Origin of the sequence: Rossellomorea sp. RS05 (genome assembly GCF_039822645.1) — a bacterium.
GTDB classification, from domain to species: Bacteria; Bacillota; Bacilli; order Bacillales; family Bacillaceae_B; genus Rossellomorea; species Rossellomorea marisflavi_B.
On sequence record NZ_JBDKWY010000001.1, the window covers coordinates 1204326 to 1225838 of the forward strand.

Sequence of the window (21513 nt, forward strand, 5' to 3'; positions counted from 1 at the left end):
GGTAATATGATTGAATACTCCCTTGCGCTTGCCATAAAAAAACACCGCCCACTTCAGGACGGTGTTTCAGAATCATTCATTGTTATCCAGCGTTTCCTGGAATTTTTCAAAAAACAGATCTGCTTCCTCATCTGCAAATTCTTCTTGTACATGATCGGGCAGGGGTGGAAGCTCCTCTATGCTCTTCAACCCGAAATAATCGAGGAATTCTTTGGTCGTACCGAACAGGTAGGCCCTGCCTGTTCCCTCGGCGCGCCCCACTTCTTTTACCAGCCCTTTCGATGTGAGGGTTTGTACTGGACGTTCCGTCTTGACCCCCCGGATCTGTTCGATCTCAGCACGTGTGATGGGCTGCTTGTACGCGATGATAGCCAAGGTTTCAAGTGCCGCCTGGGAAAGGAGGCTCACATTTGGTGATTCCACCAGCTTTTTAAGGTATTCAGCATGTTCTTTTTTAGTAGCGAGCTGATAGGCACCCGCAATTTCAACGACTGCGATCCCGCGGTCGTCGTACCATTCTTTCAGTTCATTCATTCTGTTCAATGCTTCGTCTTCTGGTATCTCCAAAACCGAACAGACCTGTTTCAGGGAAAGACCTTCGTCTCCGGCTGCGAAAAGCAGGCTTTCGAGGATGGCTTTCCAATTACGTTTGTCCAACTAGTCCTACCTCCTCACTTGCTTCCACAAAAATTTCCGTGAAATTCTCTTCCTGGTCGACGATGATTTTTTGACGTTTCATCAATTCAAGGACGGCCAGGAATGTGACAACCAGATGATCTTTTTGATTGGAGGGGAAAAGGCTGGTGAAGGTAGTTCGCTTCCTCAAACTTTGCAGGCTCACTAAAATTTCATCCATTCGTTTTTCTATGGAAATCTCCTGCCTGGTAATTCTCGTTGACACAGGCTTCTGGAGCTTTTTGCGTCGCAATAATTTATTGAATGCACCGAGCATATCATAGACTGTGACCTGGCCGATGCTGTCTTTCAGGTTTGAATCCTCTATGTATTCAGATAGGTCGCTTGGCGGCTTCGTAAAGACCTGTCCCCGCTCTTCTTCCCTGCTCCGTAGTTCTGTGGCAGCTTCTTTGAATTTGCGGTATTCAATCAGTCTTTCCACCAGTTCGTCCCTCGGATCCTCTTCCTCGAATTCGATTTCTTCATCGAGGGAATCTTCATCGTATTTCGGCAGGAGCATCTTGCTCTTGATCGCAAGGAGCGTCGCCGCCATCACAAGATATTCACTCGCAACGTCGAGCTTCAGATCCTTCATGGCGTGCACATAGATCATGTATTGCTCGGTAATCTGTGCCATGGGGATATCATAGATATCAATTTCAAGTGAATTGATCAGATGCAGTAGAAGATCCATCGGACCTTCGAACGCTTCAATTTTCACGTTATATTCCATTTCATCACCAATTTCCATTGTACAGACTTAAAAAAGAGCTACTTATTAGTATAGTAGATTGACTACCATTCTCCAATAGAAATTTTACCCCCTGCTCAATTCGTTTCACCACACGGGTGAGTATGCTACACTAACCCTATTGAAAGGAGCGGTTGAATGACACAACATCCCATCCCCTATATCGAATTCCTCGCCCACTTTAATGGGAGCAGGGATTACTTTGAGTGCCATGAGGTCCTAGAAGAATACTGGAAAGACATCGATCCCGGCAACAGGGACTCCCACTGGGTCGGCCTCATCCAGATTGCCGTCGGGATGTATCATTATCGCAGGGACAACCTGAAGGGTGCAGGACGAATGATCCGTAAGGGTACGGAGAATCTGAAGCGTCACCGTTCGGTCATGAGAGATTTAGGTCTAGATGAAAGCAGACTGTTTTCCATCCTTTCAGAAACAGAGGAAAGCATTGTGAAAGAAATGCCCTATCGCAGTGTCAGCCTCCCAATACAGGATCCAGACCTTCTCCGATCTGTTCAGCAGTGGTGCACTCATAACGGATACGGCTGGTCTCTCCCGAGTGACTTGACCGATCACGAGCTCATTCATCGCCATTCACGCAGGGATCGCTCCCAAGTGATCCAAGAACGTGAAGAAGCCCTTCTCAGAAAAAAAAGAAACTAGCCTCAGGGCCAGTTTCTTTTTTTCATTCATTCATTTCCCCTTCGCATCTTTCAAAAAAGGAAGCGGTTTCTTCGTTGGGTTTGACGTCTAGCTCAGAGTACATGTCCTTCAGATGTTTCACCATCGCCTTTCCGATTCCCTCATGACGATGTGACGGATTGACGGAAATGTGATGGATTTCCATGGCGCCTTCTTCTTTCTGCACTCCGATCAGTCCAACTATGTCTTCTTCTTTCCATAAAAAAAGCTGCCAATTTTCATCCGTTTCATACTGCTTCATCGTTTGCTGAAGCTTCTTCAGATCTTTTTCACTTGGCATGAAAGATAATAATCCCATTGCGATCTTTTCAAAAGCCTTTTTATATCGGATTAACATATTTACCCCTCGTTACGTTTATATCCAGATACTTGTATCATGGACAAAACAATCATTTTAATAAGCGAATGTTTTACTATCTTACTAAAACTGTTCTTTTTTATCAACTACCGTTTAGTTTCCCGCTAAGAAGAGCCAGTAAACCACTCCCCACGCCAAACCAACTGCCAAAAGAAGGAAAAATAAGCGCGTGTTATTTTTCGACATAGCATCCCCCCCCGATTCAACACCCGATCTATGAATGTATCTGGTAGACTCGCACTCTATCAAGTATAACAGGTCATGGGAATATCCGGCACCTTCGGCCAGGAGATTCCCATGAACGTCACATTCAATCGAGTGGGAGGTCAAGGGAGAGGATATCCTCATAGGTTTCCCTTTTCACTACAAGGCGATCCTTCCCTCCTTCCACGAAAACGACGGGCGGACGTGGAATACGGTTATAGTTATTCGCCATGGAGTAACCGTATGCGCCTGTGCAGAAGACGGCCAGGAGGTCACCAGGTTCTGAAACCGGTAACGGCAGATCCCAGATCAGCATGTCACCTGACTCACAGCATTTCCCTGCAATGGATACGGTCTCTTCCACAGGTGTTCCTGCCTTATTGGCAAGTACCGCCTCGTATTTCGCGCGGTACAGAGCAGGGCGGATATTATCACTCATCCCTCCGTCGATGGCGACATATTTCCTTACTTCCGGTACGACCTTGGTCGATCCGATGCTGTAAAGGCTCGTCCCCGCATCGCCCACCAGTGAACGACCCGGCTCGATCCAGATTTCCGGCATGTCCAGTCCATGACGCTCCACCTCTTCCTTCACCACTGTGATCATGTCTTTTACATACTGTGCAGGTGGGATCGGCTGATCTTCGTTCGTGTACCGGATACCGAAGCCTCCTCCAAGATTGATGACCTGAGGAACGAACCCGTGCTGCTCCTTCCACGATGCCACGGTGTCGATGATCTTCCTTGCGGCCAAGATGAAGCCAGTCGTTTCAAAGATCTGCGACCCGATATGACAGTGGAGTCCAAGGAGTTCGATGCCCTCCATGGCCACTGCCTTTTTCATCGCCTCTTCGGCTTGGCCGTTTCCAAGATCGAAGCCGAACTTCGAATCCTCCTGACCCGTCAGGATATAATCATGGGTATGGGCCTCGATCCCAGGAGTGACACGGAGAAGCACCCTCGTCGATCCTCCACGTTCAGCGAGTATGGCGCCAATCAGCTCAAGCTCGTGGAAGTTATCGACCACAATGCAACCGATCCCAAGTTTGAGTGCCATTGCAAGCTCTTCATACGATTTGTTGTTTCCGTGAAAATGAATCTTCTCGACAGGAAAACCCGCTTTGATTGCCGTATGGAGTTCCCCTCCGGAAACCACGTCCAAGGATAACCCTTCTTCTTTCATCAATTGAAAGATCGCAATGCTTGAAAAGGCCTTGCTCGCGTAGGCAACCTCCGCTTTGACGCCCAGCTCTTCAAACGTATCCTTAAAGCCGCGTGCGCGTTCCCTGATCAGTGATGTATCATATATGTACAGGGGGGTACCGTATTGTTCCGCGAGCTTTACGGTATTGACCCCACCTATGGTCAGTTGACCCTGTTCGTTAATTTCCTGAGATCCATGAAGTTCCATTCTCTGCTCATTCCCCTCTTTAATCCTTTACTAATTAAAAGTAATTTACCATAGAATGAGGGGGCTTGCAATCCTTCCAGGATTCAGCTCGGCTGTTTGTGCCGGTTCCGTGCATGGACGATGCTTGGTCTGATTTTGGCACCCGGCACCGAACGCCTGATGAGGATCTGTAGGAACGCTCTCGGACTGAATGGCAGCAGGGGCCACATATAAGGAGTATTCAGTGACTTGATATTGGTGACGAATAGGACGTAAAGGGTACATCCAATCACGAGTCCCGGAATATGGAACAACGCCACGAAAATTAAAATGACCAATCGTGCCATCTTGTTGGCGACGCTTAATTCATAACTCGGGGTGGCAAAGGTACCGATCGATGCAACCGCTACATAAAGGATGACCTCCGGTTGGAAAAGCCCAACATCGATGGCAATCTGACCGATCAGGACCGCCGCGATCAGACCCATTGCCGTTGATAGCGGCGTTGGCGTGTGTATGGCCGCTATCCTGAACATCTCCACCCCTAGATCTGCGATGAAGAGCTGGGCGATCACCGGGATATTGGTCTGTTCATCGGGACCGACATACTTGATAGCTTCCGGCAATAATGATGGATCCAAGACAAATAGATACCATAAAGGCAGAAGGAATAACGACGCCAGGACACCCAGGAATCTCGTCCAGCGGACAAATGTCCCCACTGCTGGAGATTGGCGATATTCTTCCGCATGCTGGAGATGATGAAAATACGTGGTCGGGGTGATGATCACACTCGGTGAGGTATCCACGAAGATCAGGACATGGCCTTCCAAAAGGTGAGTCGCCCCGACGTCCGCCCTTTCCGTGTACCGCACGAGGGGGTACGGATTATATCCTTGTTTGACAAGGAATTCCTCGATTGTTTTATCGGCCATCGTCAGGCCGTCGATTTTTATGCTTTGAAGCTCCTGTTTGACGATTTCGATCAGGTTCGGATCGGCCACGTCTTCGATATAGGCGATGGAAATGTCCGTTTTGGACCGTTCACCTATCCTGAAGATCTCAAACCGGAGTCTCGGATCTCGGATCCTCCTGCGGGTCAGGGCTGTGTTGACGATGATATTTTCCACATAGCCATCACGTGAACCCCTTACCACCTTTTCTGTATCCGGCTCCGACGGTTGCCTTCCGGGATAGCTCCTCACATCAACGATCAGGGCTTCCGGGGCCCCTTCCACAAAGACGGCAATCAACCCTGATAGGACTTCATCCACCGCTTCCTCCACCGTTTTGACAGGTTCGACGGACTGGTGGACCAGACGATTGTGTACAATATCATAAATCTTACTGGTTGCCCGTTCATTATCATTCACTTCAACGAGTTCTTCAACGATATGAATGACATACGATGCATCAGTCAATCCATTGATATAGTAGATATGGACACCTTTCTTCAGGATCATCAGCTTACGTACGCCCAAGTCGAAGCTTTTATTCAGTCCAACATGGTTTTGCATATACTCTTCGAGTTTCCCCAAGTCCTTTGGAATCGGGGTCTTCCTGATTTCACCCATTGTACCCACTCCTCTCTAAGATGATTTCCACTGCTTTTTTCGTGATGGGACTGCCTTGGGAGTAGTGATCCCGCTTCGCCATTTTCCCTATGTCCCCTACACCGACGATTACCGGCACGTCCAGTTCATCCAGACAATACACCGTATCACCCGTCAATCTTCCCATTTCCATTTCCGGCACGCCGAATTTATCGACTCCATAGGGGGTGAGCTCTCCGAATTTATCAATGCACACGTCGACCCTCGTCCACTCCGCATGCCTTGTATGACTGGCAACAGCTATAACACCCAGCACTTCAATATCATCATGCTGCGCTACGTACTTCATGGCCCTCTCTCCCGACCCTTCCCCAAGGAAGCCGCTATCATCGAACATGACAAAAACAGGGTCGCATTTGGCCTTTTTGATCAACTTGACCACTTCCGGCCCGGAAAGGACGGTCGGATTCCCCTTCGTACTGGAAATACAACGTCCCCCGAACTCCTTGGCCACGCATTCAACGGCCTTTCTCGCATATTCGTCACCGTCGGTTACAAGGATGACCTTCCGTTTCGTGTCTGTCATTTCAACGACCGCCTCTGCTTATGATTACGGCTGTACCAAGTACAGCCAATGGAATAGGGACCCTGCAATCTTGCCCAGGACAATGGCCATGATGAGCGTGATGATCTGGCTTTCGATCCCGATCCTTTTTGCCAGGATGGGAAATACATTGAGCACCTCCGTCAGAGCGGCTGCCATCAGACCGATGAAAATGCCACTTGCTGCACCGATGGGAATCAGGATGATGGCCGCTGTGTGAAGCGTAAAATCATTCAATGAGATGAACGTGCCTGAAAGCGCCCCCGTCACGACTGCCCATTCATAGGAATGGATCATTTTCATCGTTTTCGTCAACTGTGTAAGCCTCGGGATGATTCCAAGAACCGTCAAGAATGCCACCAGCCCCGATCCTACTGCAAGTCCCCCTCCGAACCCCACAAACAGTGCCAGGAGGATTTTAATGGTCATCGAGCTTTTTCTGACTTTCTTTGTTTTCATGCATGATGACATACTGATCAAGGTCCTGCTGGTAGTTGAACATCTCTACTTCTAAGGGGCTTGGCTCTTCATTGATCCGTTTTTTGAACACATGATTGAAGAACAGAATCATCCCGAGTCCCAGACCGATGGAATAGGGGATCTGATAGATCAACGGATGTGGATCTATTCGGCCTGTAATGAAAAAATACATGCGCTGATGTACTTCCCTCATGCTCACATCTTCATGGAAGTTGATGATAGCTAGCGCCGTTCCGATGAATAAGAGGAGCCAGACGCCTGCGAAAAGGGGAAGGGATACCTTTTTCTTTTCATACACCACTTCGATGATTGTTTGGACTGGACCGATCGTTTGGATATCGAGAGAGGGATGGACGGCGTTAATGCGCCTGATGGCCGTCATCACATCCACGACGATGATGTTTTTATCTTCCACGGTAACATGATGGACAGGTATGTCTCTTATGCTTTCCAAAATCGGCTCCGGTGCGATGAGCTGGGCGATCTGCCCCAATTTCACTAAACTCTCTTCCCTCACTTGGATCCGGTGGCGCAATCGGATATACAGAACGTTCTCCAACATACTCACTTCCTGATTTCCTTGATTTTCACCTTGTTACACATAGTATGGATGTTCAAAAATTATTTATGTAAACGCCCTGTATCCTCTCCACACCAAAAAGCCCGCAGGCCCCTTTATTCAAGGGTCCTGCGGATTTTCATTCTGTATTCATTTGTTCCTTCATCGACTTGAGGATTTTCTTTTCAAGCCGTGATACTTGCACCTGTGAAATGCCGAGCCGCTCGGCCACCTCCGACTGGGTTTGATCTTTGTAATAGCGCAGGTACACGATCAGGCGCTCTCGTTCATCCAGTTCCAATATCGCTTCTTTTAGGGCGATTTTATCAAACCATTTATAGTCGGTCTGATCGGCGATCTGATCCAGTAATGTGATGGGATCCCCATCGTTTTCATAGACCGTTTCATGGATGGAAGAAGGAGCCCTGCTGGCTTCTTGCGCCATGATGACTTCTTCCGGGGAATACTCCAGATGTTCGGCCAGTTCGTTAACAGTCGGCACCCTTCCGAACGTCTTTGAAAGCTCGTCTTTTGCCTTGCGTATTTTATTCCCCATTTCTTTTAGGGAGCGGCTTACCTTGACGGTGCCATCGTCCCTGATGAAGCGCTGGATCTCCCCGATGATCATAGGGACCGCATAGGTGGAGAATTTCACATCATAACTCAAGTCAAATTTATCAACGGATTTAAGAAGGCCGATGGAACCGATTTGGAACAGATCATCCGGCTCGTACCCCCGATTGAGGAACCGCTGGACGACAGACCAGACCAGCCGCATATTCTTCTGGACAATAATGTCCCTCGCTCCCTGATCACCATCTTGACTGAGTTTTATCAGTTCCTTGACCTCGTGATCCTTTAAGAATGGCTGCGCCTTTTCCTTTTCATTTTTCACTTCGACATCCATGGGCACGACTCCTTAATTGCATAGCGTTTTACTATTGGTTAAGTGCTTTTTCAGCCTTACCGTGGTGCCTGTACCTGGGTGTGAGGATATTTCGATTTCATCCATGAAGTTTTCCATGATTGTGAAGCCCATGCCAGAGCGTTCAAGTTCCGGCTTTGATGTATATAAGGGCTGGCGTGCTTCATCCACATCCCCGATTCCGATCCCTTCATCGCGGATGGTCATATCGATGTAGCCATCTTCTTCCATGATGACAGAGATGAATACCTGACCCGTCGGTTTGTTTTCGTAGCCGTGGATGATGGCATTTGTGACGGCCTCGGAGACGACGGTTTTAATTTCCGTAAGTTCATCCATCGTCGGATCAAGCTGTGCGATGAAAGATGCCACGGTTACACGGGCAAAGGATTCATTCTGACTCACTGAACTGAACTGGATACTCATTTCATTCCTCATTCAAGCGACCCCCAATCGTTGCAATGCATTTTCTTCAGATGGTTCAAGACGAATGATCTTGAATAGACCTGACATCTCAAAAAGGCGGTTGACTGAATGAGAAATGGCACAAACGACCATCTCTCCATGTTTTTGCTTAATTTGTTTGTAGCGGCCAAGGATCACACCCAAGCCGGAACTATCCATGAAGCTCAGTTCTTCAAGGTTCAGGATGATATGGCGGATATTTTCATTCTCGATCAGGGCGGATGCCCTTTCCCTTAATTCATCGGCGGTATGATGATCCAACTCCCCGCTCAGACGGATGCACAGGACGTCACTCTTCACTTCTAGGTCAATAGCAAGACTCACTATAGAAAGCCTCCTTCTCTGTCTTATAGTGAGTGATTTCGCTATTCTTTTTCAAGAATCCTTCCTGATGACAAAACTAGAAGGAATTCGTCATAATTAGTCAATGTTTATTGATCGGTCTTGGTGAACATGCTCATGCTTCGTTTGTAGAAATCCCACCAGCTTGCCTTCTTCACATCGCTCTTTGCCACAAGTGGTGTTTCAAGTACCTTCTTCCCTTTGTTCATGATGACGAGCTTACCGATTTCGTCCCCTTTCTTGACCGGGGCCTTCACCTCATCTGCGATGCTCACCTTCTGCTCTACCTTATCAAGTTTCTCACCTTTTTGAGTCAGGATTGACACAGGCTCTTGTGTGACGGCTTGGAGTTTGCGATCCTTCCCTTTCGACACTTTGGCTTCGCCTATGTCGTCACCCTTTTTGTAGAGGGGCTTGGTTTGATATTGATTGAAGGCGTAATCCAGCATGGTGCTCACTTCGTTGTTGCGGTCCTTAGGTGACGGCGCACCGAACACGACGGCGATGACCCTCATATTGCCTTTTTTCGCCGTGGCGGTGAGACAATATTTCGCCTCATTAGTGAAGCCGGTTTTGAGACCGTCCACTCCATCATAGAAACGGACAAGTTTATTGGTATTCACCAGCCAGAACTTCTTATCTGTATTCTCCCTGAGATACGATTCATAGCTTCCGGTGAACTTCGTGATCCCTTCATATTTCAGTAATTCCTTTGCCATCATGGCCATATCATGGGCAGAACTATAATGGCCTTTTGACGGAAGTCCGGTCGGATTTTTAAACTGGGTGTCCTTCAAGCCCAGTTCCTTTACCTTGGCATTCATTTTCTCAACGAACCCTTTTTCACTGCCTGCGAGATGCTCCGCCATGGCAACGGATGCGTCATTGGCAGAACCTATGGCGATTCCTTTCAGCATTTCCTCCACAGACATTGTTTCACCTGGCTCAAGGAAGATCTGTGACCCACCCATCGATGCTGCATGTTCACTGGTTCGAATCTTGTCTTTCCAGTCGATCTGGCCATTCTCGATCGCCTCCATGATCAGGATCATGGTCATGATCTTTGTCATGGATGCCGGAGCCAAGCGTTCATGACTGTTCTTATCGTAAAGGACAGAGCCCGTATCCCTTTCGATCAGGACCGCTGATTTTGCTACTTCAGCAAGTTCGGACTTCTTCTCCTCAGCAAATCCCGATACGGGGGTCAATGAAAAAATAAAGAAACATAGCGTCAGGATAGACAGTACACGTTTCATGTTAAGATCCTCCATTCATCTTCAATATTCAAAACTTCTATCACCATTTTTTCCAACATAGACCTTTTTATACAAAGGCTTCCGAAAATTCTCTGCACAAAAAAACCACCTTCCGTTTTCAGGAAGGTGGTGCTAGTAATCAATGTGTGATTTCTGTGTGGATCAGGGTAGGTGCTGCTACTTTCTCAGGAGAAAGCTTGATGCTTTCATATAGCTTTTCTTTCACTCGTTCCAGTTCAGTTTCATCATTGCTGTATATGGTCACCAATGATTCCCCTGCCTCTACGCGATCACCGATCTTTTTCCTGAGCTCGAGCCCGACGGCAAGGTCGATGACGGAATCCTTCGTCGCCCGTCCCGCTCCGAGCCACATGGCTGCAGTTCCGACGGCATCTGCGATGATCTCGGATACATATCCTGATTCCTTGGCAAGCAGTTCACTCACGTGAGCAGCCTGAGGGAGTTTTGACGGTTCATCCACGATGGATGCGTCCCCTCCTTGAGAGGCGAGGAAGACCTTGAAGCTCTCAAGTGCGGATCCATCCTTCATGGCTTTAATCAATCTTTCCCGTGCTTCTTCAATGGAATTCGCCTGTTCGGCCAGGTAGACCATGTGACTTCCAAGGGTCAAACAAAGTTCAGTCAAGTCTTCCGGTCCTTCACCCTTCAGCGTATCGATTGCTTCCTTCACTTCGAGGGCATTCCCGATGGCAAACCCGAGTGGCTGACTCATATCAGAGATGACGGCCATCGTTTTCCGACCAACATTATTCCCGATATTGACCATGGCACCAGCGAGCTCTTTGGAATCTTCAAGGGTCTTCATAAAGGCGCCTGCTCCGGTTTTGACGTCGAGTACGATGGCGTCGGCTCCTGCTGCGATCTTTTTGCTCATGATGGAGCTTGCGATCAGCGGGATGCTATTCACCGTCGCCGTCACGTCACGAAGCGAGTACAGCTTTTTATCGGCAGGGGTCAGGTTTCCACTCTGTCCGATGACAGCCAGCTTGTTTTTGTTCACAAGACGGATGAATTCGGCATTTTCAATTTCCACATGGAAGCCTTCGATGGCTTCAAGCTTATCAATGGTCCCTCCGGTATGCCCGAGTCCGCGGCCGCTCATCTTCGCCACAGGTACTCCAACGGCCGCTACAAGGGGGCCGAGTACGAGGGTCGTCGTATCACCGACGCCACCCGTCGAGTGTTTATCCACTTTGATGCCTTCTATGGCGGAAAGGTCGATCTGATCCCCCGACTCCACCATCGCCATGGTTAAATCGGCACGCTCCCTTTCGGTCATATCCTTGAAGAAGATCGCCATGGTCAAGGCGCTAACCTGATAATCCGGAATGGATCCTTCTGTATATCCATTTACGATGAAGTTGATTTCCTCCGTCGTCAGTTCTTTTCCATCACGTTTTTTCTCTATTAGGTCAACCATTCTCATCACTTTCACCCACTTATACGTATTAGCTTACAATGACTTGACGATTTCTTTTACATAAGAAAGGAAGTTGGCACGGACCATTTCGGTTGTCTCCATGACCTCATCATGGGACAAGGGTTGATCCAGGATTCCTGCAGCCATATTAGAAATACATGAGATTCCGAGAACCTTCATACCGCCGTGACGGGCCACAATGACTTCGGGAACGGTGGACATTCCGACTGCATCGCCTCCTAGAACGCGTGCAAGGCGGACTTCTGCTGGTGTTTCATACGTAGGACCTGTATTGCCAACGTACACTCCTTCCTGCACATCGATGGAAAGCTTACCTGCAATTTCCTTGGCAAGCTGGCGAAGATCCCTGGAATAAGCTTCCGACATATCCGGGAAGCGGGGACCCATGCGGGAGTCATTCGGGCCGATGAGGGGATTCCCACCCATATTGTTGATATGATCCGTAATGATCATAAGGTCGCCTGCCTTGAAGCTCTCATTGACACCTCCAGCCGCATTCGTCACGATCAGAATCTCGACTCCAAGCTCCTTCATTACGCGCACCGGGAAGGTTACTTTATCAAAGTCATATCCTTCGTAGAAATGGAAGCGTCCTTGCATCGCCACGACTTCCTGACCTGAAAGTCCGCCGTACACGAGCTGACCCGCATGTCCTTCCACTGTGGAAACAGGGAAGTCGGGTATTTCGTTGTAGGGGATCTTAACGGGCTCTTCGATCTCATCTGCCAGGACTCCGAGTCCGGAACCCAAGATCAAGCCGATTTTCGGTGTCTTGGTGAATCGTTCGTTCAGGTAGCGTGCGGCTCTTTCAATTTGTTCGTATTTCATGGTCACCTCTCCTTTACCTCTCTATATTGGTGGCGGCAACTGCTGCCCCGCCATCTACCATTTGACGTGTTGAACCTTATTTAAGTGATGTCAGGAAGCTTTCCCCGAACTTTGGATGTTTCACATTGAAGTTATCGGCAACCGTAGCACCGATATCGGCGAATGTCTTCCTCACAGGAAGCTCTTCACCCTCTCCGCTGAATCGCTTTGAATAAACAAGAAGCGGCACATATTCACGCGTATGGTCCGTTCCAGGGGCCGTCGGATCATTCCCGTGATCAGCCGTGATAATCAGAAGATCTTCCTCGGTCATTTTCTCAAAAACCTCTGGTAGCCTGGCATCGAATTCTTCCAATGATTTCCCATAACCTTCAGGATCGCGTCGATGGCCGAACTGGGCGTCAAAGTCGACTAGATTCAGGAAGCTTAAGCCGGTAAACGGCTGGTCCATCGTGCGGAGGAATCCATCCATTCCGTCCATATTGTCCTTTGTCCGAACTGAATCCGTGACCCCTTCCCCGTTATAGATATCGGAGATCTTCCCGATGGCGATCACATCATATCCTGCATCCTTCAGTTCGTTCATGACGGTGCGATTGAATGGTTTCAATGCATAATCATGTCGATTCGATGTTCTTTTGAAAGCACCCGGCTCACCGATGAACGGGCGGGCGATGACACGTCCAACGAGGAATTCATCATCCTTCGTGAGTTCCCTTGCAATTTCACATATGCGGTATTGTTCTTCAATGGGAATGATGTCTTCATGTGCAGCAATCTGAAGGACGGGATCGGCGGATGTGTACACAATCAGGGCACCGGTCTCCATATGTTCTTTCCCCAGCTCATCAATGATGGCCGTTCCGCTTGCAGGTTTATTCCCGATGACGGTCCTGCCCGTTTCCGCCTCCAATTTCTGGAGGAGTTTTTCCGGGAAGCCTTCCGGATAGGTTTTGAACGGCGTATCAATATTCAAGCCCATGATTTCCCAGTGGCCTGTCATCGTGTCTTTCCCTACGGATGCCTCCTGCATTTTCGTGTAGTGGGCAAGGGGCTTTTCAGCCTTGTCGATCCCCTTGATTTCACGGATGTTGCTCAGACCCAGCTTGGCCATATTGGGCATATGAAGCCCATTCATATGTTCCGCGATGTGACCGAGAGTATCGGCCCCTTTATCATTGAATAGGTCCGCATCGGGTGCTTCCCCTATTCCCACTGAATCCATCACAATCAGGTGGACCCTTTTGTATGTATAGCTACTCATATTATCTGCCTCCTGTAAACAACCGTCTTTAAAACGGTTACATTTTCATCAATGCTAGTAGTGTACCCTCTGCCACTGAGCGTGAATCAGAACGATACAACGTCAGAAGTCTGACATCTATATTCTACTTTCCCCTTCAAAAAAATACAAGGGAGATCCCGCAAATTTTGCGGGATCTCCCCCTACCCTAAGCCCTTGGGTGGAATTTCGTATACACATCCTTCAGGCGGGTCTTTGTCACGTGCGTATAGATTTGTGTGGTGGAAATATCGGCATGTCCGAGCATTTCCTGAACCGCCCGCAGATCGGCTCCATTTTCAAGGAGATGCGTGGCGAATGAATGCCGTAATGTATGAGGCGTGAGTTCCTTCTCAATATTGGCCTTTTTCTGTAGGGCCTTGAGATTTTTCCAGAACCCCTGCCTGCTCATCCCGCGGCCATGATGGTTCAGAAAAAGGTGATCATCCCGTTCTCTCCCCGACCTGAGCTTCAGACGAGAATGTTCTAGATAATCCCCGAGTACATTCATGGCCGTCTGGCCTATTGGGATGATCCTTTCCTTATTCCCCTTTCCTATACAGCGGATGAAGCCCATATTGAGGTGAAGATCATCGAGCTTCATACCAATGAGTTCACTTACGCGGATACCCGTTGCGTACAAGAGCTCAAGCATGGCCTTATCCCTCATGCCGAGAGGGGTCGAGGCATCGGGCGCCTCCAGGAGCGCTTCCACCTCGGATAAGCTCAGGATCTTGGGAAGCTTGCGTTCGGTCCGCGGTGTTTCGAGATGGACCGTCGGATCCTGCTCCACGGCCTTCTCCCTTAAAAGGAACTGGTGGAATGAGCGGATCGAAGCGACATGCCTTGCCACAGTCTTCGACGATTTCCCCTGATCACCAAGATGACCGAGGAACTGGACGATGTTCACACGTGACACTTCATTCCAGCCTTCCATCCCTTCTACATTCTTAATATAGAGGGAGTAGCTCTTCAGATCGCGCTTGTAGGAATCGATCGTGTTCTTCGAAAGCCCTTTTTCCACTGTTAAGAAATGCATGTAATCTTCTATATGGTCTTCCAACATCCATTACTCCCCGTTCGTATAAAAAAATAATAATCGATCATACCAGTGTGCTTCCTCGTCTGCAACCGCCGAGGAAACTTTCACGGCCGACCCCTCCGGTTCATCGTATCGGTGATACCCTTCGTATTCTTCACCGATCCACATGATGCCATAATAAAAAAGGATCGTCGATCCCGTAAAAAGGATAAACACCTTCAGCGTCTGCCAGATCATCCGGACTCCTTTACCCATCTTCCATCCTCCCCGTCATCTATTAATACAAGCTATGACGGTTTTCCTTCATTTTATACCTGAACGGATGAAAGTTTAGGGGGTTTCCCGGCAAAAAGCCCCGAAGATTATGTATATCGCATGCTTGCGACGGGATCCCCGGGGCTTCGATTACTCTTCATTATCCTGGCATCTTGAGCAAATGCCATGAAAGGTCAATCTGTGGTCTTTTATTTTAAACTTCCAGTCACGTTCCACAATGTTTTCAACGTCTTCCAATAGATCTTCCTGAATTTCATCCACTGCTCCACATTCAATGCATACGAGATGATGATGGAAGTGGGCAGCTCCTTCTTGGCGAAGATCATAACGTGATACTCCATCGCCAAAGTTGATTTTATCCACAATTTTCAGCTCGGACAACAGCTCCAGGGTGCGGTACACCGTGGCAAGTCCGATTTCCGGAGATTTTTCCTTAACGAGGAGGTATACATCTTCGGCACTGAGGTGGTCTTCTTCATGTTCGAGCAGCACCCGCACAGTCGCTTCACGCTGGGGTGTAAGCTTGTAACTGGCTGAGTGAAGGTGCTTTTTAATTCGTTCGATACGGCTTTCCATGGTCCCTTCCTCCCCCGTCAATATCTAGTTTATTATAACAAAAAGGGAGGAATAAGCAAAATAAAATTATTACAAACAAAAAAGTAGAATGATTCTTATATAAGAATGGATTTACTTAATTTTTGAAATAACCGTTTCCATCAGACTCGGAGAAAGGTACGCCTCCACTCCCGCTGCCACCGTAATGACGGCGATGGCTGCCACAAGGAATACCACGTATCGTGAAAAGAACGGGATCATGGGCAACTGCATGGACGTTTGTCCCCTCATGAAAATCTTCCTGATCAACGTGATGGAAAAACTTGCGCTCACTGCTCCTATGAAGATGAAAGCCGGGATGATGATGATGTTTTGTGGAAGGATGCTGACGAATGACAGCAGGAAGCCACTCCAGCCCATCTGGTTCACGAGAAAGCCTACGGAAAAACCGACCACGACCCCCTTCATGAACACGAGAACGAAGATCAGCGGAAGTCCGATGATCGAAATCCCGAGCAACCAAAGGATGCCAAGCGACTTCACATTATGAAGGAAGCTTTGCCTGAACATATCTTCGGAAGAAGTCATCCTCCCCCCTTCTATCTCGGTGAAGAATTTCCCCAGATAAAGATACAGATCTTCTTTCTGGGCGAAAGACAGGGAATTGACGACGATGGCACCGAAGATCACACCCATGAGGAATAATGTAATCATGAATAAATAGATCGAGGAATGGGCTTGTACATGTTGGATTAGTGGATTGGATTGGGAAAATTTTTTACGCATCACTGTGCTCCTCCTAGACATCGATTACTAATCTATATGAGGGAGCACCCAGACATATGACAAGATCCCTCCCGGATGACCGAAAGGGACCTGTATGGAAAGGATCAGCGCGCTGCCGCCTGTAGTTCGAGATACTGAATGGCGTACGCCGTCTTGGCGTCATAGATTTTCTTTTCCTTCATGAGTGCCTTCGCTTCCTCCAGCCCCACTTCCAAGAGCTCGACGAATTCATCTTCATCCGGACCCTTCGCATCTTCCATTTTATACAGATCCTTTGCGACGTACATATGCACTAGTTCATCAGCGAATCCCGGGGAAGTGTAGAAGGAAATCAAATGCTCAAGCTTTCCGCATCCATATCCCGTTTCCTCTTCAAGCTCCCTCTCTGCTGTAAGGGCAGGCTCTTCACCAGGCTCAAGCTTACCTGCAGGGATTTCAATAATGGCTTTCTCCAAGGCTTTGCGGTACTGCTCGACCATGACGATCTTTCCTTCTTCCGTGAGGGCGATTACTGCCACCGCGCCAGGATGCTTGATCAGTTCACGTTTGGAGGTCTTTCCGTTCGGGAGCTCCACTTCATCAATCTGAAGGTTGATGATCTTTCCTTCGTATACGGTTTCCGACTGGATCGTTTTTTCTTCGAATTTACTCATTTGCGACTCTCCTGTTCTTTCAACGCTGGATTCTTCATACATTCTACCATACTTCCGAATCGGGGTGGAATTCTTGGAGATTCTGGTGGATAAAGATCGTGTCATCCTTAAAGGCAAGGCGTGGGAGATCAGAAGGAAGTTGAAGGAATACAGTCTCCGGTTCGATACGGTCCATGATTGGATCAAAGCGATGCATTCCGAGTCCCGTTAATTGTTTATCCCGTCCCCCATCCGTTAATATAATAGAGGAAAGAGTATCGGAAGGGATGGATGAATAGTGGATAAGAGAGAACTTGGAAACTCCGGTCTATATGTATCAAAACTCGGACTCGGATGCATGTCCCTCGGGACGGAGGAACAATCGGCGGTGGAGATCGTCCGCTATGCACTGGACCATGGCGTGAACTATCTAGATACCGCCGATTTATATGATTTTGGACAGAATGAAAAAATTGTGGGACAAGCCTTGAAGGGGCGCAGGGACCAAGTAATCCTCGCGACCAAAGTCGGGAACCGCTGGGACGATGTGGATGATGGGTGGCGCTGGGATCCTTCCAAAAGCTACATAGAGAAAGCCGTAAAGGACAGCCTTCGCCGCCTGGGTGTCGACTATATCGATCTGTATCAGCTTCACGGTGGCACGATCGAAGACCCTTATGAAGAAGCCATCGAGGCTTTTGAAACGCTGAAAAAAGAAGGCTTGATCCGGGCGTATGGAATTTCGTCCATCCGTCCGAATGTGATCAAACGTTTCCTTTCACACGCCGATATCCAGAGCATCATGATGCAGTACAGCCTCCTCGACCGCCGCCCTGAAGAATGGATGCCCCTCCTTGAGGAGCATGGTGCAAGCATTGTGGCGAGAGGGCCCCTTGCCAAAGGGATGCTTTCAGAGCGGATGCTGGCAAAAGCCTCGGAGAACGTCCGGGAGAAGGGCTATCTGGACTATTCTTACGGTGAACTGGAACAAACGCTTTCGTCCATTAAAGAGAGACTGGACTCTAGAAGCATGAATGAACTTGCCCTTCAGTACGTGCTCTCCCACCCGTCGGTCGCTTCGGTCATCGCAGGAGCAAGCTCAAAGGAGCAGCTCGCTCAAAACATCGACGCGGTGAATGCTGATCCGCTCACGGATGAAGAAGTCAAGCTCCTGAAGGATTTGACCACATCTTCTAGATATGATGCCCATAGGGACTGATCCATAGGAAAGGGACGGCTATCCATAGCCGTCCCTTTCTCTTTATCCTCGATCTTTGAACTCTTTCCAATTCATGCTGCTCTCATTCAAGAGCTCCTCGAAGCTTTTATTCTTTTCCCGACGCTTTTCCTCTTCTGCCTTCAAGCGCCGTTCTTCGGCTTTCTTGTCGGCCTCTTCGTTCTCAAGCTCCTGCTTCTTATGTTTAAGCTGCTCGAATAGATCGGCATTGATGGAATGTTTGAGCGTCAGTTCTGCTTCCTGTTTCTTTTTCTTTGACATCTCGATCCCTCCCCACCCCTTAGTTATAAAACGTCCGACCTCATAAGTCCACTATCTTGCAACAATTCGTTCAGGAAAAGGGGGTTCGGGTGTCAATTAAAAAAAGACCGGGTATCGAAAACCCGGTCTTCCTAATCCACGACTCTCTTTCATTCGGAATCTCTTTCATTCGGAATCAATAGGCCTCAAGCTTTACATCATCATGGACGATGAGGTCCGCAGCCGTTGATGACTTGATGTCGTCCACGCTGAACCCGTTGGCCACTTCCCGGAGAACCAGCCCTTCATCTGTGACGTCCATCACGGCACGATCGGTGATGATGCGATCCACGACGCCCCTGCCTGTAAGCGGAAGGGTGCATTCCTTGAGGATCTTGCTCTCCCCGCTCTTATTCACGTGCTCCATGATGACGATGATGCGTTTTGCCCCGTGGACAAGGTCCATGGCTCCGCCCATCCCTTTGATCATCTTGCCGGGGATCATCCAGTTGGCGAGATCACCATTTTCCGCCACTTCCATTCCACCGAGGATGGCGATATTGATATGTCCTCCCCGGATCATGGCGAAGGACTCCGCACTATCAAAGTACGCTGACCCGGGAATGGCCGTCACGGTTTCTTTCCCTGCGTTGATGAGATCTGCATCTACTTCCTCTTCTGTCGGATACGGTCCTATACCGAGTAATCCATTCTCTGATTGAAGGACCACCTGTTTATTCTCCGTGATGTAGTTGGCTACGAGCGTCGGCATCCCGATGCCCAGGTTGACGTAGAAGCCATCCTCGATTTCTTTTTCCGCACGTCTGGCAATCCGCTCCCTCATACTTCCTCGATCCATTTCCTCCACTCCCTTTCTTATGATTTTACCGTTCTTCGCTCGATCCGCTTTTCTTGATCGGCTTGAATGAGCCGTTGGACGTATACGCTCGGCGTATGGACCTCCGCCGGGTTCATGCTGCCCGTTTCCACAAGCTCTTCCACCTCGGCGATGGTCACCTTACCGGCAGCGGCAATCATAGGATTGAAGTTTTGGGCGGTTTTATTGTAGATGAGATTCCCCATCTTATCTCCCTTCCAAGCACGGACAAGTGAAAAATCGGCGGTGTAGGCCTCCTCGAGGAGGTATTCCTTCCCATTGAAGGTGCGCGTCTCCTTGCCTTCTGCCACAGGGGTACCGACGCCTGCCGGAGTGTAGAATGCCGGGATGCCGGCTCCGCCCGCACGGATTTTCTCAGCAAGGGTCCCCTGCGGGACGAGCTCTACTTCCAGCTCTCCAGAAAGGACCTGACGTTCGAACTCTTTATTCTCGCCTACATACGAACCGATCATCTTGTCGATCTGTTTGTTCTTCAATAGTAAGCCTAGTCCCCAGTCATCCACCCCGCAGTTATTCGAGATGACAGTCAGGTTCTTGACACCTTTCTTTTCAAGGGCCAGGATCAATTTCTCCGGGATCCCACACAGGCCGAAGCCTCCTACCATCAATGTGGCCCCGTCCTGGATATCGGCCACAGCTTCATCATACGATGTGTATACGGTTTTCATCTCGTTCCCTCCTTATTCTATTGATTCAGCTCAACGATCGTCGCGACGCCCTGTCCTCCACCGATGCAAAGCGTGGCAAGACCGTGGGTGACATTTCTCTTCTTCATCTCGTGAATGAGGGTCACAAGGATCCTGGTCCCGCTCGCACCGATCGGGTGGCCGAGGGCAATCGCCCCACCATTCACATTCAGGCACTCCTTATCGAAATGAAGCTCTTTATCAACAGCGAGCGATTGGGCCGCGAAGGCTTCATTCGCTTCGACGAGCCCCATACCTTCAAGGCTCATCCCTGTCTTCTCCATAACCTTCTTCACCGCCGAAACCGGTCCGATCCCCATCACACTCGGATCGACGCCTGCACTGGCATTCCCTTTGATCACGACAAGGGGGCTGATTCCGAGCTCATCCGCCTTCTTCTTCGACATGACCACCACTGCTGCTGCACCGTCGTTGATTCCCGATGCGTTTCCTGCCGTGACCGTCCCCTCTTTTTTGAAGGCCGGACGGAGCTTGGATAGTCCTTCGGCCGTCGAGCCTTTCCTCGGAAACTCATCCTGACGGAATACGACTGCTTCCCCTTTTCGCTGCGGAATCTCCACCGGTACGATTTCATCGTCGAATCTTCCTTCTTCGATGGCTGACACAGCTTTTTGCTGACTCCATGCGGCGAATTCATCCTGCTCTTCCCTCGTTAACCCATACCGATCACACAGATTCTCAGCCGTGACGCCCATATGGTAATCATTGAAGGCACACCAGAGGCCATCAGAAATCATGCTGTCGACCACTTTTTGATCCCCCATCTTATAGCCGTCCCTTGCCCCTTTTAATAAATAGGGGGCCATGCTCATATTCTCCATCCCTCCGGCAACGACGATATCCGCATCCCCCGCAAGGATGGCCTGCGTTGCCAGGTGGACGGTTTTAAGGCCGGAGCCGCATACTTTATTGATGGTCATGGCGGGGACGGTTTCCGGCAGTCCCGCCTTGATGGAAGCCTGACGTGCTGGGTTCTGCCCAAGGCCGGCCTGAAGCACATTCCCCATGATCACTTCATCAACCTGATCGGGATTCACCCCCGCTTTATTCAATGCTTCTTTGATCACAATGGCGCCAAGGTCCGGCGCCGATACGCCCTTCAGTGAACCGTTGAATGTCCCGATTGCTGTCCGGACTGCACTGACGATGACTACTTCATTCGACATCATTCTTCCTCCCTTTCTTACAATCTGGTGTGTTTTTAAGAGAGTTCGACCATAAAAACATTCCCATCATACAGTTTTCGATGAAAGCGCTTAAAACCCTCTAAATTTGACGAAAAATTTTTAGTTGATTTATATATT

General features: G+C 49.0%; 27 protein-coding genes. 3 read left to right on the plus strand and 24 right to left on the minus strand.

All coding sequences use genetic code 11. From position 1 onward, the window contains the following. Window positions 1-72: 72 nt before the first annotated feature. On the minus strand, window positions 73-657 hold the full coding sequence (scpB, locus tag ABJ225_RS06290) for an SMC-Scp complex subunit ScpB (RefSeq protein ID WP_056535605.1): 585 nt from the start codon (window positions 655-657) through the stop codon (window positions 73-75). Further along, entirely contained in the window at window positions 644-1408 is a 765-nt protein-coding gene (locus tag ABJ225_RS06295; RefSeq protein ID WP_053426690.1) for a segregation/condensation protein A, read from the minus strand. The genes scpB and ABJ225_RS06295 overlap by 14 nt, the downstream gene beginning before the upstream one ends. Before the next feature lie 156 nt (window positions 1409-1564). Between ABJ225_RS06295 and ABJ225_RS06300 the strand changes: the two genes are divergently transcribed. Then, window positions 1565-2089 carry a DUF309 domain-containing protein gene (locus ABJ225_RS06300; protein WP_218246123.1) on the plus strand — a complete coding sequence of 175 codons (525 nt, stop codon included), beginning with the start codon at window positions 1565-1567 and terminating at the stop codon, window positions 2087-2089. A gap of 22 nt (window positions 2090-2111) precedes the next feature. Here the strand turns inward: ABJ225_RS06300 and ABJ225_RS06305 are convergent, their stop codons facing one another. From ABJ225_RS06305 to ABJ225_RS06390, 18 genes are all read right to left on the minus strand, one after another. After that, window positions 2112-2465 carry a GNAT family N-acetyltransferase gene (locus ABJ225_RS06305; RefSeq protein ID WP_053426688.1) on the minus strand — a complete coding sequence of 118 codons (354 nt, stop codon included), beginning with the start codon at window positions 2463-2465 and terminating at the stop codon, window positions 2112-2114. A gap of 331 nt (window positions 2466-2796) precedes the next feature. Further along, window positions 2797-4101 (minus strand): diaminopimelate decarboxylase, encoded by a 1305-nt coding sequence (lysA, locus tag ABJ225_RS06310; RefSeq protein WP_148984524.1) that lies wholly within the window; start codon window positions 4099-4101, stop codon window positions 2797-2799. Window positions 4102-4184: 83 nt separating this feature from the next. Continuing rightward, window positions 4185-5654 carry a spore germination protein gene (locus tag ABJ225_RS06315; RefSeq protein ID WP_347319017.1) on the minus strand — a complete coding sequence of 490 codons (1470 nt, stop codon included), beginning with the start codon at window positions 5652-5654 and terminating at the stop codon, window positions 4185-4187. Further along, window positions 5647-6219, minus strand: a complete 573-nt coding sequence (spoVAEA, locus tag ABJ225_RS06320) for a stage V sporulation protein SpoVABEA (protein WP_347319019.1) — start codon at window positions 6217-6219, stop codon at window positions 5647-5649. Before spoVAEA ends, ABJ225_RS06315 begins: the two co-directional genes overlap by 8 nt. Window positions 6220-6243: 24 nt before the next feature. Beyond that, window positions 6244-6666 carry a stage V sporulation protein AB gene (locus ABJ225_RS06325; RefSeq protein WP_056535587.1) on the minus strand — a complete coding sequence of 141 codons (423 nt, stop codon included), beginning with the start codon at window positions 6664-6666 and terminating at the stop codon, window positions 6244-6246. After that, on the minus strand, window positions 6656-7276 hold the full coding sequence (locus tag ABJ225_RS06330; RefSeq protein WP_079516762.1) for a stage V sporulation protein AA: 621 nt from the start codon (window positions 7274-7276) through the stop codon (window positions 6656-6658). The genes ABJ225_RS06325 and ABJ225_RS06330 overlap by 11 nt, the downstream gene beginning before the upstream one ends. Before the next feature lie 139 nt (window positions 7277-7415). Continuing rightward, window positions 7416-8183 (minus strand): RNA polymerase sporulation sigma factor SigF, encoded by a 768-nt coding sequence (gene sigF / locus ABJ225_RS06335; protein WP_053426683.1) that lies wholly within the window; start codon window positions 8181-8183, stop codon window positions 7416-7418. Between the two features lie 12 nt (window positions 8184-8195). Beyond that, window positions 8196-8639 carry an anti-sigma F factor gene (spoIIAB, locus tag ABJ225_RS06340; RefSeq protein WP_048005938.1) on the minus strand — a complete coding sequence of 148 codons (444 nt, stop codon included), beginning with the start codon at window positions 8637-8639 and terminating at the stop codon, window positions 8196-8198. Continuing rightward, a complete protein-coding gene (spoIIAA, locus tag ABJ225_RS06345) occupies window positions 8640-8990 on the minus strand; it encodes an anti-sigma F factor antagonist (RefSeq protein WP_053426682.1) in 351 nt (116 codons plus the stop codon). It abuts the gene before it with no gap. A gap of 107 nt (window positions 8991-9097) precedes the next feature. Beyond that, entirely contained in the window at window positions 9098-10264 is a 1167-nt protein-coding gene (locus tag ABJ225_RS06350) for a D-alanyl-D-alanine carboxypeptidase family protein (RefSeq protein ID WP_056535584.1), read from the minus strand. Window positions 10265-10403: 139 nt separating this feature from the next. Further along, window positions 10404-11711 (minus strand): pyrimidine-nucleoside phosphorylase, encoded by a 1308-nt coding sequence (locus ABJ225_RS06355; RefSeq protein WP_079516329.1) that lies wholly within the window; start codon window positions 11709-11711, stop codon window positions 10404-10406. Window positions 11712-11738: 27 nt separating this feature from the next. After that, window positions 11739-12554, minus strand: a complete 816-nt coding sequence (locus ABJ225_RS06360; protein ID WP_056535578.1) for a purine-nucleoside phosphorylase — start codon at window positions 12552-12554, stop codon at window positions 11739-11741. A gap of 76 nt (window positions 12555-12630) precedes the next feature. Further along, window positions 12631-13818 carry a phosphopentomutase gene (gene deoB, locus ABJ225_RS06365; RefSeq protein WP_347319023.1) on the minus strand — a complete coding sequence of 396 codons (1188 nt, stop codon included), beginning with the start codon at window positions 13816-13818 and terminating at the stop codon, window positions 12631-12633. A gap of 187 nt (window positions 13819-14005) precedes the next feature. After that, the gene (gene xerD, locus ABJ225_RS06370) at window positions 14006-14899 is read right to left on the minus strand and encodes a site-specific tyrosine recombinase XerD (protein WP_053427755.1); all 894 of its coding nucleotides are present in this window, start codon (window positions 14897-14899) and stop codon (window positions 14006-14008) included. A 6-nt stretch (window positions 14900-14905) separates the two neighbouring features. Beyond that, window positions 14906-15133, minus strand: coding sequence for a YqzK family protein (locus ABJ225_RS06375; RefSeq protein ID WP_048005944.1), 228 nt, complete (start codon window positions 15131-15133; stop codon window positions 14906-14908). A gap of 150 nt (window positions 15134-15283) precedes the next feature. Beyond that, window positions 15284-15730, minus strand: a complete 447-nt coding sequence (gene fur / locus ABJ225_RS06380; protein WP_048005945.1) for a ferric iron uptake transcriptional regulator — start codon at window positions 15728-15730, stop codon at window positions 15284-15286. A 111-nt stretch (window positions 15731-15841) separates the two neighbouring features. Beyond that, window positions 15842-16495 carry a stage II sporulation protein M gene (gene spoIIM / locus ABJ225_RS06385; protein WP_053426677.1) on the minus strand — a complete coding sequence of 218 codons (654 nt, stop codon included), beginning with the start codon at window positions 16493-16495 and terminating at the stop codon, window positions 15842-15844. A gap of 104 nt (window positions 16496-16599) precedes the next feature. Next, window positions 16600-17148, minus strand: coding sequence for an NUDIX hydrolase (locus ABJ225_RS06390; protein ID WP_079516331.1), 549 nt, complete (start codon window positions 17146-17148; stop codon window positions 16600-16602). A gap of 85 nt (window positions 17149-17233) precedes the next feature. On the opposite strand from ABJ225_RS06390, the gene mciZ reads away from it, so the two are divergent. Next, complete coding sequence (gene mciZ / locus ABJ225_RS06395; protein WP_222115160.1) at window positions 17234-17359, plus strand: Z-ring formation inhibitor MciZ; 126 nt, start codon at window positions 17234-17236, stop codon at window positions 17357-17359. Window positions 17360-17425: 66 nt separating this feature from the next. Beyond that, the gene (locus ABJ225_RS06400) at window positions 17426-18346 is read left to right on the plus strand and encodes an aldo/keto reductase (RefSeq protein WP_053426674.1); all 921 of its coding nucleotides are present in this window, start codon (window positions 17426-17428) and stop codon (window positions 18344-18346) included. A 42-nt stretch (window positions 18347-18388) separates the two neighbouring features. On the opposite strand, the gene ABJ225_RS06405 is transcribed toward ABJ225_RS06400, so the two are convergent. The 4 genes from ABJ225_RS06405 to ABJ225_RS06420 form a co-directional block, all read right to left on the minus strand. Next, window positions 18389-18625 (minus strand): YqkE family protein, encoded by a 237-nt coding sequence (locus tag ABJ225_RS06405; RefSeq protein ID WP_079516333.1) that lies wholly within the window; start codon window positions 18623-18625, stop codon window positions 18389-18391. Window positions 18626-18800: 175 nt separating this feature from the next. After that, complete coding sequence (locus ABJ225_RS06410; protein WP_053426673.1) at window positions 18801-19463, minus strand: CoA transferase subunit B; 663 nt, start codon at window positions 19461-19463, stop codon at window positions 18801-18803. A gap of 17 nt (window positions 19464-19480) precedes the next feature. Then, complete coding sequence (locus ABJ225_RS06415) at window positions 19481-20170, minus strand: CoA transferase subunit A (RefSeq protein WP_053426672.1); 690 nt, start codon at window positions 20168-20170, stop codon at window positions 19481-19483. Window positions 20171-20187: 17 nt separating this feature from the next. Further along, entirely contained in the window at window positions 20188-21378 is a 1191-nt protein-coding gene (locus tag ABJ225_RS06420) for an acetyl-CoA C-acetyltransferase (RefSeq protein WP_347319028.1), read from the minus strand. Between the last annotated feature and the right edge of the window lie 135 nt (window positions 21379-21513).

Excerpts from the sequence above, each read along its gene's own strand:
- ABJ225_RS06295 (WP_053426690.1), bottom strand. The coding sequence starts at position 1,408 with ATGGAATATAACGTGAAAATTGAAGCGTTCGAAGGTCCGATGGATCTT.
- ABJ225_RS06300 (WP_218246123.1), top strand. The coding sequence starts at position 1,565 with ATGACACAACATCCCATCCCCTATATCGAATTCCTCGCCCACTTTAAT.
- ABJ225_RS06305 (WP_053426688.1), bottom strand. The coding sequence starts at position 2,465 with ATGTTAATCCGATATAAAAAGGCTTTTGAAAAGATCGCAATGGGATTA.
- lysA (WP_148984524.1), bottom strand. The coding sequence starts at position 4,101 with ATGGAACTTCATGGATCTCAGGAAATTAACGAACAGGGTCAACTGACC.
- ABJ225_RS06315 (WP_347319017.1), bottom strand. The coding sequence starts at position 5,654 with ATGGGTGAAATCAGGAAGACCCCGATTCCAAAGGACTTGGGGAAACTC.
- spoVAEA (WP_347319019.1), bottom strand. The coding sequence starts at position 6,219 with ATGACAGACACGAAACGGAAGGTCATCCTTGTAACCGACGGTGACGAA.
- ABJ225_RS06325 (WP_056535587.1), bottom strand. The coding sequence starts at position 6,666 with ATGACCATTAAAATCCTCCTGGCACTGTTTGTGGGGTTCGGAGGGGGA.
- sigF (WP_053426683.1), bottom strand. The coding sequence starts at position 8,183 with ATGGATGTCGAAGTGAAAAATGAAAAGGAAAAGGCGCAGCCATTCTTA.
- spoIIAB (WP_048005938.1), bottom strand. The coding sequence starts at position 8,639 with ATGAGGAATGAAATGAGTATCCAGTTCAGTTCAGTGAGTCAGAATGAA.
- ABJ225_RS06350 (WP_056535584.1), bottom strand. The coding sequence starts at position 10,264 with ATGAAACGTGTACTGTCTATCCTGACGCTATGTTTCTTTATTTTTTCA.
- ABJ225_RS06355 (WP_079516329.1), bottom strand. The coding sequence starts at position 11,711 with ATGAGAATGGTTGACCTAATAGAGAAAAAACGTGATGGAAAAGAACTG.
- ABJ225_RS06360 (WP_056535578.1), bottom strand. The coding sequence starts at position 12,554 with ATGAAATACGAACAAATTGAAAGAGCCGCACGCTACCTGAACGAACGA.
- deoB (WP_347319023.1), bottom strand. The coding sequence starts at position 13,818 with ATGAGTAGCTATACATACAAAAGGGTCCACCTGATTGTGATGGATTCA.
- ABJ225_RS06375 (WP_048005944.1), bottom strand. The coding sequence starts at position 15,133 with ATGGGTAAAGGAGTCCGGATGATCTGGCAGACGCTGAAGGTGTTTATC.
- fur (WP_048005945.1), bottom strand. The coding sequence starts at position 15,730 with ATGGAAAGCCGTATCGAACGAATTAAAAAGCACCTTCACTCAGCCAGT.
- spoIIM (WP_053426677.1), bottom strand. The coding sequence starts at position 16,495 with ATGCGTAAAAAATTTTCCCAATCCAATCCACTAATCCAACATGTACAA.
- ABJ225_RS06390 (WP_079516331.1), bottom strand. The coding sequence starts at position 17,148 with ATGAGTAAATTCGAAGAAAAAACGATCCAGTCGGAAACCGTATACGAA.
- ABJ225_RS06405 (WP_079516333.1), bottom strand. The coding sequence starts at position 18,625 with ATGTCAAAGAAAAAGAAACAGGAAGCAGAACTGACGCTCAAACATTCC.
- ABJ225_RS06410 (WP_053426673.1), bottom strand. The coding sequence starts at position 19,463 with ATGGATCGAGGAAGTATGAGGGAGCGGATTGCCAGACGTGCGGAAAAA.
- ABJ225_RS06415 (WP_053426672.1), bottom strand. The coding sequence starts at position 20,170 with ATGAAAACCGTATACACATCGTATGATGAAGCTGTGGCCGATATCCAG.
- ABJ225_RS06420 (WP_347319028.1), bottom strand. The coding sequence starts at position 21,378 with ATGATGTCGAATGAAGTAGTCATCGTCAGTGCAGTCCGGACAGCAATC.